The organism is Paenibacillus oryzae (assembly GCF_001675045.1).
Taxonomy (GTDB): Bacteria; Bacillota; Bacilli; order Paenibacillales; family Paenibacillaceae; genus Pristimantibacillus; species Pristimantibacillus oryzae.
This window is the reverse complement of the sequence record NZ_LYPA01000031.1, coordinates 165962-174902: the sequence shown is the minus strand read 5'-3', so window position 1 is coordinate 174902 and position 8941 is coordinate 165962. Positions and strand designations below refer to the sequence as shown.

The window sequence follows — 8941 nt, the reverse complement described above, 5'->3', positions numbered from 1 at the left end:
TCAAGGAGATTAAACAGGGCAGTTTCACTCGTTGTTCAGTTTTCAAAGAACAAGCTTTTGTTTCGTTTTGTTCCGTGTGTCCCGCATGTCTCAGCGGCGACTTTTATAATATATCACAGGGGCCTAAAATAATGCAAGCCCTTTTGAAAACTTTTTTTAAATTGTTTTTTCCGGCTTCAAGCAATGACCCACTGCAACCCCGCCATCAGGGCAACGCCCGGCAGCCCCAGCACAACTACTGCGCCTACACTAAAGGGATTCAAAGGGATGTACATGCCTGGAATAAGTCCGCTGTAATTAAGCAAATATAACGCTCCGGCAGCAGCCACCATATGAATTGCAAACGAGCGAAGCCAGCCCCATGGCAGCCTGTTGCGGATTAATATCCATACCAGCAAAGCAGAAGAGGCGATCAGCAAAGCCATCCATAACGTCTTCATTCCTGTTTCCTCCATTCAGACCGGCCAAGGTCCTTGTAATTTTTTGGCCTTGGCGAGCAGCATGGCATATCGTTTTTCAATCGTAATAATGGCATGAATCGCATAATCTACCTGCTCCTTGCCCAAGGCGCAATCAAAAAAACGATTTGCATTTTCCCAGTCCCGCAGTGTTTCGGCAATTTCGTTCTTTAACATTCGCTTTACTTCCATATCTTCCTTTTCCGGTTTGCCAATGCTTATCATTTCTTCACCGCCTTCATGCTAATCCGCGTTCTTAACATATGTATAGGCTTGTCTGGCGAAATATGACTGTCGCGGCATACTGGTAATAGAAATAAAAAAGGCAGCCAAGCTCTATAAGCCTGACTGCCCATTGTTATGATCCTAATTCACGCCTGCCCTCCAGCGCCTTGGACAAGGTAACCTCATCCGCATATTCCAAATCCCCGCCCACAGGAAGTCCATGGGCTATCCGGGTCACTTTAATGCCAAAAGGTTTGATCAGCCGCGACAAATACATCGCCGTAGCCTCTCCCTCGATATTGGGATTGGTCGCGAGAATAAGCTCCTGGACCCTTTCGTCGCTAAGCCGCTTAAGCAGCTCAGCTATCCGGATTTCATCAGGCCCGATGCCCTCCATCGGCGAAATTGCGCCCTGAAGCACATGATAATAGCCATCATATTCCTTGGTTCGCTCCATGGCGACCAGGTCTTTGGACTCCTGCACAACACATATAACGGAGTTATCCCTGCTTTTGTCCTGGCATATCTTGCATGGATCAGTGTCCGTAATATTGCAGCATACCGAACAATAAAACAGATTCCGCTTGACGCTGACCAACGCTTTGGCAAAATCAATTACATCGTCTTCCTTCATACGCAGAACGTGAAAAGCCAGCCTTGCAGCAGTTTTAGGCCCGATGCCCGGCAGTCGCGTGAAAGAATCAATCAGCTTGGCTATAGGCTCCGGGTAATACATGTTCTAGAACAAGCCCGGGATTTTCATGCCACCTGTAAATTTGCCCATATCTTTGTTGGCAAGCTCATCCGCTTTGGTCAACGCGTCATTAACCGCAGTCAAAACAAGATCTTGAAGCATTTCCACATCGTCCGGATCTACAGCCTCCGGCTTGATTACCAGACTCAGCAGCTTCTTATGGCCGTTTACAGAGACAGTAACCGCACCGCCGCCAGCCGTTCCTTCTACGGTTTTGGTTTCCAGCTCTTCCTGTGCCTTCAGCATTTGCTCCTGCATCTTTTTAACTTGCTTCATCATTTGATTCATATTGTTCATTGTTATTCACCTCATAGTGTAGTGTAATCAATCCTGATCCCTTACGACAACCAAATCTTCTCCAAAAAGCTTAACGGCTTCCTCTACCCAAGGCGGCTGCTTGGGCGGCTCCTTGCTTCGAGGCTCCCCCTCATGCTCCAGTTCCAGCACTTCTCCAGCAGCAGGAGGTCCGCTTCCTTCAAGCGCCGCTTGCCATTCCTTCTGCATGACGGTGGCAAGCCCATAAGGGGAACCAAGCAGCTCGCTGGCTATCCGTTCGATAATTTCCCTGTGATTCGGTTTTTCGGTCGTCTCACGGTGGATATCATTGCGAAAGGCCAACAAAAGGGTACCGGAGGAAACGGCAACAAGCTCTCCGTCCTTAAGCCAGGCATGGAGGGTTACCTTCTCTTCCTTAACCCGCTGCAAAACGTTGCCCCATTTTGCCCGGGCTGCAACGGATTCCTGGCTTTCTGCGGCCGCTAGATAAGGATCAAGCTTCACCTTGCTCCGTATGCCGCCGCTGCCGCCGCCAAAAATCCCGCGTCCTGTGTTTCGTGCAGGAGCAGCCTGGCTTCTGCCAGACCCTTCGGTTGAAGATGAGGCCGTTACGCCGTTTTTGAGCAGCTCGCCAAGTTGGCGCTCCAATGCCGCTACTTGCTGGCGCAAGGCATTAATCTCGGCAGTCGAGGCGCCGCCAGAGACATTGGCGGATGCCGCACCCCTTGCGCCGCCGCCTTCTTCGAATGTGCAAAGCTTCAGCAGCGCCACTTCAAACAGCGTTTGCGGCTGCGTGGCATGCTTCAGCTCTCCCTGATAACGGCCCAATATATCGATCATGGCAAAAAGCCTCTCAGGCGTGTATGATTCCGCCATGGCCTGAAACCGCTCTCGGTCCACGACCCGCTCCGTCTCCGCGTTGCCCTGTGGAGCAAGCTTAAGCACAAGCAGATCACGGAAATAATATAACAGATTTTCCATGCATTTGTCCGCACTTTTGCCGCTCTGTGCAAGACTTTCCACTAATGGCAGCACTGCGGCCGCGTTTCGGTCGCGCACAGCTTCGGCGAGCTGATAGAATTGCTCCGCGGCCAATCCTCCGGTAACGTCAACGGCCGACTCCAGCGTGATGCCGCCCCCGCTGAAAGCGGAAACCTGCTCCAGCAGGCTAATCGCATCCCTCATTCCGCCTTCAGACAGTCTTGCAATATAAGCAATGGCATCCTCCTCATAGGTAATGCCCTCATCGGCGCATATCTCCTTGAGACGATCCATCTGCTCCTGAAGGGACACTTGCCGGAAGTCGAAGCGCTGGCATCTGGAAATAATAGTAGCAGGCAGCTTATGCGGCTCCGTTGTCGCCAGAATAAAAATAACATGGCCCGGCGGCTCCTCCAGCGTTTTGAGCAACGCGTTAAAGGCTTCCGTCGTCAGCATATGCACTTCGTCGATGATATACACCTTGTAGCGCACGTCGGAAGGCGCATACCTCACCTTGTCGCGAATATCTCTGATTTCGTCAATGCCGCGATTGGAGGCCGCATCTATTTCAACAACATCCATAATATGGCCTGCAGTTATCCCGCGGCAAGCATCGCATTCATTGCAGGGCTCAACCGCCGGACCGCGTTCGCAGTTAACCGCTTTGGCCAGCACCTTCGCTGTTGTTGTTTTGCCCGTGCCTCTAGGCCCGTTAAACAAATATGCATGGGAAACCCTGTTTTCCCGAATGGCATTCTGCAAGGTTTGAATAATATGCTGTTGTCCAACCATATCCCGAAAGGTCTGGGGACGCCAGGCTCGGTATAAAGCAATATGAGACACAGAATCCTTCCCTTTCAGCTTGCTTATAGTCCTTTACTTCGATTCACAATGCCTTTATTATACTACATCCCGCCAGCGAGAAAAATAAAGAAGTCCCGATATGCAAAAAAAGCCCGCATCATCTCCCCCAGACGGAGGCGATCATGCAGACTTCTATTGTGCAAGGCATGTCTAGCCTTGGATATACAGCATTAGGACCGTGCACCTGCCTTTGATACATGCGACCCAAGCGGCATTATTGCTCCACAGCTCGAGTCAGGCACTCCCCCGGCACATGAACAAACTTGCTTACGGCTGCTTCCTTCCGGACCTGACCGGGTTCACAAGCGTCCATTGCGGAGGACCCGACTGTCAACACTGCTTGCAAGCGCCAGCCTCACATCGGCATAACCTTGAGCAGGAATTCAACCTCGCTATAGCGGATTGCGAGTTACAGGGCACCGCTACCTCCCCATCTAGCACGGCAAAAACAAGTATAGTACATTCCAGCCCAAAGCGCAACTGAGTATCGAACAAGTCCGTCGCAAACGGACGGATTCCTCTTTCAGGTCTTATGGTCTTGCCATTCTGACGTTAACCTTGTAGTCTGGCATATTATATTTAACGGTTTCAAGGGCATGCTGCGTCAAGCGGTTCTGTGCCTCCCGCGTCAAGCCCTCTCTCGGAGTCAGAGTGACAAGCACCCGGCTTCCGCTAAACGATATTTTGACATCCCTGATGCCCTGAAAAGGTTCCAATACTTGCCGGATAAGCGCAGTATCCTCGCCGTACGAACGGGTGGAATGCCGGTTTATGGTGTTGGGATTGCTATTGGAAAAGCCCATATAGCCATCATGTCCATAAGAGCGGCGCTCCTCCTGCGATTCGCCGGAGCAGCCTCCCCCCAGCACCAATAAGACGCCTAAAACAAGCACGGCTGCTGCCTTCCATAGCCATCCGAGAACGGCCCCGGTATTGTTTTTGTCCATGAAAAAACCTCCCTTCATATCCATAGGATGGCTGAGGGAGGTTACTGTATTCTGCCAAATAAAGGCTAGACGCGCACCATATATTAGATGCCGTATTTCTTCTTGAAACGGTCGACACGGCCACCGGCATCCAGGAACTTTTGCTTACCCGTGAAGAACGGGTGGCATGCGGAACAAACTTCAACACGAAGAGTCGATTTGATCGAACCTGTCTCGAATGTATTTCCGCAAGCGCAAGTTGCTGTAATGACGTTATAGGTCGGATGAATACCTTGTTTCATCTTCTTCACCTCTTTCCGCCCTGGATCACATTCGAATCCAGAGTAAAATCACACATAGGAGATTATAGCACGAAGCCGCCTAAGCCGCAATGTTAATTCAAGGGCTGCCGCAATGCGGCCCCGTTCCAACCGTCCGTTATTGAGAGACGCGCTGCCGGCGCAGCTCAAGAGGCGGCACATGCGTATAGGAGCCGATCACAACATCGGGCAGCTCCTGACGGAATATTTCCAGCATTGTTTTCATGCCATAAATCTCGCCTTGAGCTTTGGGGATCAGCTCCAGATAGCTCTCTGGATCGATATTCAGATTGCGCATCTGAATAAGCTTAAGACCGCTGCGCTTTACAAATCCAATCATCGCTTCAATCTCTTCCTCGCGGTCGGTTACGCCGGGGAATATCAAATAGTTGATGGACGTATAAACCCCTTTATCCGTTGCATAACGGAGAGACTTCTCCACATTTTGCAGCGTATAGCCGCGCGGCTTGTAGTAAGCGTTATAGTGATCGTCCAGCGCGCTGATTGTGCTGACCCGCATCAGATCAAGGCCAGCGTCGACGATAGCGCGTATAAAATCGGTCAAACCGGCATTTGTGTTGATATTAATAAACCCGTTTGAGGTCTGGCTCCGCACTTCCTTCATTGCTTCCACAATAATTTTCACCTGAGTGGACGGTTCTCCCTCGCAGCCTTGCCCAAAGCTGATAATGGCATCGGGATGCTTCAAATGCTCCAGCATAATATCCACGACTTCCTGAACCTGAGGTTTAAAGTTCATCCGGGTTTGCGGAGCGACGAAGCCGCTATCGTCGGGCTGCTCCGAAATGCAGCCAAAACAGCCTGCATTGCAGGAATACGAGACGGGAACCGCGCCTTCCCAGCGGCCAAGGAAGGTGTTGGAGGCCGTCAGACACTCATAACCAAGAGCGCAATTGGACAAATGCTGGAACAAGCGGTTTTCGGGATATTTTTGGAGGAGTCTTTCCACTTGAACGTTAAGCTCCCCCTGATCGCAATTGAGAGGGTCCCAACGCTCGGGATCGTCGGATTGCTCCGCAGCTACGTAAAATCCGCCATCCTTCCATACAACAGCGGTATAGCCGAACAACGGCAGCTTTTCGTTTTTGTCGGCTTTGACGTAGCCGGGCAAGCAAAGGCGCGTATACCCCTGCGGAAGCAGCGCCCCGACTGCTTGAGCACCGTCCGGAACCACTTCCATATTACCGGATGCCGGATTGAGGCCAATCGGTTTAGTAAAAGGGAGGCTGACGAGCGTTGCCCCTTCGGGCAGCGGAATCAGCTCCTCCTCTAGCATTTCCACAATCATATCTCCGCTTCGCCCAAGCGCTTCATAATGGGGATGGTCAAATACGTTGCCGTCTTTGTCGGCATATACGAGATTCATGTTGTCCTCCTTCTGCCGCCGCGCTACGCGTTTGGCGTTGTCCGCGCAGCAGGCCTTCTGGCTCCGGCAGCCGATGACGAGCTTGCGCTGCTTCTGGCAGCTGGGCGCTCTTGTCGGCCTGCCTCTGCGGCAGATGTATCCAGCGACATCAGAAATTGTTCATTGTTATCGGATTCCTTCAGCTTTTTCAGGAAATTGTCCACAAAATCCGGAGTATCCGTCATGCTTTTGCGAATCGCCCATACTTTATCCAGCTCTTCCTTGGACAACAGCATTTCCTCGCGTCTAGTGCCCGATTTGCGGATATCCAAGGCAGGGAAAATACGTCTTTCCGCCAGCTTGCGATCCAGATGCAGCTCCATGTTGCCCGTTCCCTTGAATTCCTCGTAGATGACATCATCCATGCGGGAGCCCGTCTCCACAAGCGCCGTTGCCAGAATCGTCAGGCTGCCGCCTTCCTCGACATTACGCGCCGAGCCGAAGAACCGTTTGGGACGATGGAAAGCTGCCGGGTCGATACCGCCGCTGAGCGTCCTGCCGGAGGGAGGAATGACCAGATTGTAGGCACGCGCCAAACGTGTGATGCTATCCAGCAGAATGACGACATCCTTTTTGTGCTCCACCAGACGCAAGGCCCGTTCAAGCACCAATTCCGCTACCTTGATATGATTTTCGGGAAGCTCGTCAAACGTCGAAGCCACAACCTCCCCTTTAACCGAACGCTGCATATCCGTTACTTCCTCCGGACGTTCGTCGATCAGCAGCACAAAAAGCTCGATATCGGGATGATTTTGCGAAATGCTATTGGCGATTTCTTTAAGAAGCAGTGTTTTTCCCGCTTTTGGAGGAGCAACGATCAAGCCCCTTTGTCCAAGGCCAACGGGAGCCAGCAAGTCCATAATTCGGGTGGAAATTTTGTTTTGGGCTGTTTCCAGCACCAGCTTCTTTTCGGGGAAAAGAGGAGTAAGAGCAGGAAAATGAAGGCGTTCCGATGCCGTATCAGGGTTTTCGCCGTTTACCGCATTTACCTGAAGCAGGCCAAAATATCTTTCATTTTCTTTTGGAGGACGGCATTTGCCTGATACCAAATCACCGCTTCTCAGATCGAATCTGCGAATCTGCGAGGCCGATATATAGATATCCTCTTTGCTCGGAAGGTAGTTGATGGGCCGCAAAAAGCCAAACCCTTCTTGCAAAATATCCAATACGCCTTCCATAAACATAAGTCCGCTTTTTTCCGCCTGCGCGCGTAAAATAGCAAAAATCAATTCTTTCTTTTTCAATGTGCCGTAATAGGCGATTTGATATTGCTTCGCGAGCTTATAAAGCTCGGTAAGCTTCATTTCTTCCAGATCTGAAATCTGTAGATCGGACATATTCTCACCACTTATTCTCAAATGTATTATTGCGCTTCACTCTCATGATTTCCATATCATTCCATATCTATTCCGAATCATTAACCCGCCATACCTCTGCGCCCAGTCTGGACAGATTTTCAACGAGGTGATCGTAGCCGCGATCGATGTATTCCACGCCTGTAATTTCAGTAACGCCGTCTTCAACGGTCAAGGCTGCAACCACCAGAGCCGCTCCTGCCCGCAAATCGGCCGCCTTTACCTTAGCCGCATTTAGCTTGCCGCCTTCAATAATGGCGGAACGCCCTTCAACACGTATGTTGGCCCCCATGCGGGCAAGCTCGGGCACATGCTTGAAGCGTGTACCGTATACATAATCGGTCAAAATACTGACACCTTTGGCTTGGGTCAGCAAGGTAGTCATAGGAGATTGCAAATCCGTTGCAAAGCCGGGATACACCAACGCCTTTACATCTATTGCTGTATAATGCGGGCCTCCGACGATACGGATGGATTCGTCCATCTCGTGAACTTCTACGCCCATTTCCTCCAGCTTGGCTGTGATCGCTTCCATATGCTTGGGAATGATGTTGTCTATGAGGACATCACCGCGCGTTGCCGCAGCGGCAATCATGTACGTACCTGCTTGTATGCGATCAGGGATGATGGAATGACGGCAGCCGTGAAGCCGATCCACGCCTTCAATCCGGATCGTTTCGGTGCCCGCGCCTTTGATTGTGGCGCCCATCGCGTTAAGGAGAGTAGCTACATCTATAATTTCAGGCTCTTTTGCCGCATTTTCAATAATCGTGGACCCTTTGGCCCTGGAGGCCGCCAGCATAATATTAATGGTTGCACCGACACTCGCTACATCCAGATAAATCTTTGCTCCTCTGAGCTGTTTTGCCGTAATTCGTATGGCTCCGTGTTCATTGGTCACCGTAGCGCCAAGAGCCTCAAACCCTTTAATATGCTGATCGATGGGACGCGGTTCAAAATTACAGCCGCCGGGAAGTCCGATAATGGCTTCTCCAAACCGGCCAAGCATAGCACCCATCAGGTAATAGCTTGCTCTTAATAACTTGACCTTTCCATTAGGCATCGGTTTCGGGATCAGTCGAGAAGGGTCAATCTTCATCGTATCGCCGTTCCGTTCAACCTTGGCCCCCAAATCCTGCAAAATATCTGAATAAACTGCAACATCACTAATTTGCGGCAAGTTGTCCAAAACAACCTCTGTCTCCGCTAGTATAGCGGCAGGCACCAGGGCCACAGCGCTGTTTTTCGCTCCGCTGATCTGAACGGTTCCGCGAAGCGGCCGTCCGCCGCGTATCATCAATTTCTCCATGAAATCATTGATCCTCCCGCTCTGTTGGAAAGAGAATAAAGGAAAAA

The 8941-nt window shown here is 51.0% G+C and carries 10 protein-coding genes and 1 other RNA gene; all 11 read right to left on the bottom strand.

Features of this window, described 5'->3' with window-relative positions:
* Positions 1-176 precede the first annotated feature (176 nt).
* The 11 genes from A7K91_RS05040 to A7K91_RS04990 all read right to left on the bottom strand — a co-directional run bounded on the left by A7K91_RS05040 (position 177) and on the right by A7K91_RS04990 (position 8894).
* On the bottom strand, positions 177-440 hold the full coding sequence (locus A7K91_RS05040) for a pro-sigmaK processing inhibitor BofA family protein (RefSeq protein ID WP_068680291.1): 264 nt from the start codon (positions 438-440) through the stop codon (positions 177-179).
* 15 nt (positions 441-455) lie between these two features.
* On the bottom strand, positions 456-683 hold the full coding sequence (locus A7K91_RS05035; protein WP_068680289.1) for a DUF2508 family protein: 228 nt from the start codon (positions 681-683) through the stop codon (positions 456-458).
* Positions 684-816: 133 nt separating this feature from the next.
* Positions 817-1419, bottom strand: a complete 603-nt coding sequence (gene recR, locus A7K91_RS05030) for a recombination mediator RecR (RefSeq protein WP_068680287.1) — start codon at positions 1417-1419, stop codon at positions 817-819.
* Between the two features lie 3 nt (positions 1420-1422).
* Positions 1423-1734: a YbaB/EbfC family nucleoid-associated protein gene (locus A7K91_RS05025; protein WP_068680285.1), complete on the bottom strand. Its 312-nt coding sequence runs from the start codon at positions 1732-1734 to the stop codon at positions 1423-1425.
* Between the two features lie 27 nt (positions 1735-1761).
* Positions 1762-3537, bottom strand: a complete 1776-nt coding sequence (gene dnaX / locus A7K91_RS05020) for a DNA polymerase III subunit gamma/tau (protein WP_068680283.1) — start codon at positions 3535-3537, stop codon at positions 1762-1764.
* Positions 3538-3734: 197 nt separating this feature from the next.
* Positions 3735-4001: signal recognition particle sRNA large type (ffs, locus tag A7K91_RS05015), an RNA gene on the bottom strand.
* 87 nt (positions 4002-4088) lie between these two features.
* Positions 4089-4505 carry a hypothetical protein gene (locus tag A7K91_RS05010; RefSeq protein WP_068680281.1) on the bottom strand — a complete coding sequence of 139 codons (417 nt, stop codon included), beginning with the start codon at positions 4503-4505 and terminating at the stop codon, positions 4089-4091.
* Between the two features lie 83 nt (positions 4506-4588).
* Entirely contained in the window at positions 4589-4786 is a 198-nt protein-coding gene (gene rpmE, locus A7K91_RS05005) for a 50S ribosomal protein L31 (RefSeq protein WP_068680279.1), read from the bottom strand.
* Positions 4787-4922: 136 nt separating this feature from the next.
* Positions 4923-6191 carry a radical SAM family protein gene (locus A7K91_RS05000; protein WP_068680277.1) on the bottom strand — a complete coding sequence of 423 codons (1269 nt, stop codon included), beginning with the start codon at positions 6189-6191 and terminating at the stop codon, positions 4923-4925.
* A 23-nt stretch (positions 6192-6214) separates the two neighbouring features.
* Entirely contained in the window at positions 6215-7567 is a 1353-nt protein-coding gene (gene rho, locus A7K91_RS04995) for a transcription termination factor Rho (RefSeq protein WP_068680275.1), read from the bottom strand.
* Between the two features lie 67 nt (positions 7568-7634).
* Positions 7635-8894: a UDP-N-acetylglucosamine 1-carboxyvinyltransferase gene (locus tag A7K91_RS04990; protein WP_068680273.1), complete on the bottom strand. Its 1260-nt coding sequence runs from the start codon at positions 8892-8894 to the stop codon at positions 7635-7637.
* Positions 8895-8941 lie beyond the last annotated feature (47 nt).

Coding starts and splice junctions, on each gene's coding strand:
- recR (WP_068680287.1), bottom strand. CDS start 1,419: ATGTATTACCCGGAGCCTATAGCCAAGCTGATTGATTCTTTCACGCGA.
- A7K91_RS05040 (WP_068680291.1), bottom strand. CDS start 440: ATGAAGACGTTATGGATGGCTTTGCTGATCGCCTCTTCTGCTTTGCTG.
- A7K91_RS05035 (WP_068680289.1), bottom strand. CDS start 683: ATGATAAGCATTGGCAAACCGGAAAAGGAAGATATGGAAGTAAAGCGA.
- rho (WP_068680275.1), bottom strand. CDS start 7,567: ATGTCCGATCTACAGATTTCAGATCTGGAAGAAATGAAGCTTACCGAG.
- A7K91_RS04990 (WP_068680273.1), bottom strand. CDS start 8,894: ATGGAGAAATTGATGATACGCGGCGGACGGCCGCTTCGCGGAACCGTT.
- A7K91_RS05025 (WP_068680285.1), bottom strand. CDS start 1,734: ATGAACAATATGAATCAAATGATGAAGCAAGTTAAAAAGATGCAGGAG.
- A7K91_RS05010 (WP_068680281.1), bottom strand. CDS start 4,505: ATGGACAAAAACAATACCGGGGCCGTTCTCGGATGGCTATGGAAGGCA.
- A7K91_RS05000 (WP_068680277.1), bottom strand. CDS start 6,191: ATGAATCTCGTATATGCCGACAAAGACGGCAACGTATTTGACCATCCC.
- rpmE (WP_068680279.1), bottom strand. CDS start 4,786: ATGAAACAAGGTATTCATCCGACCTATAACGTCATTACAGCAACTTGC.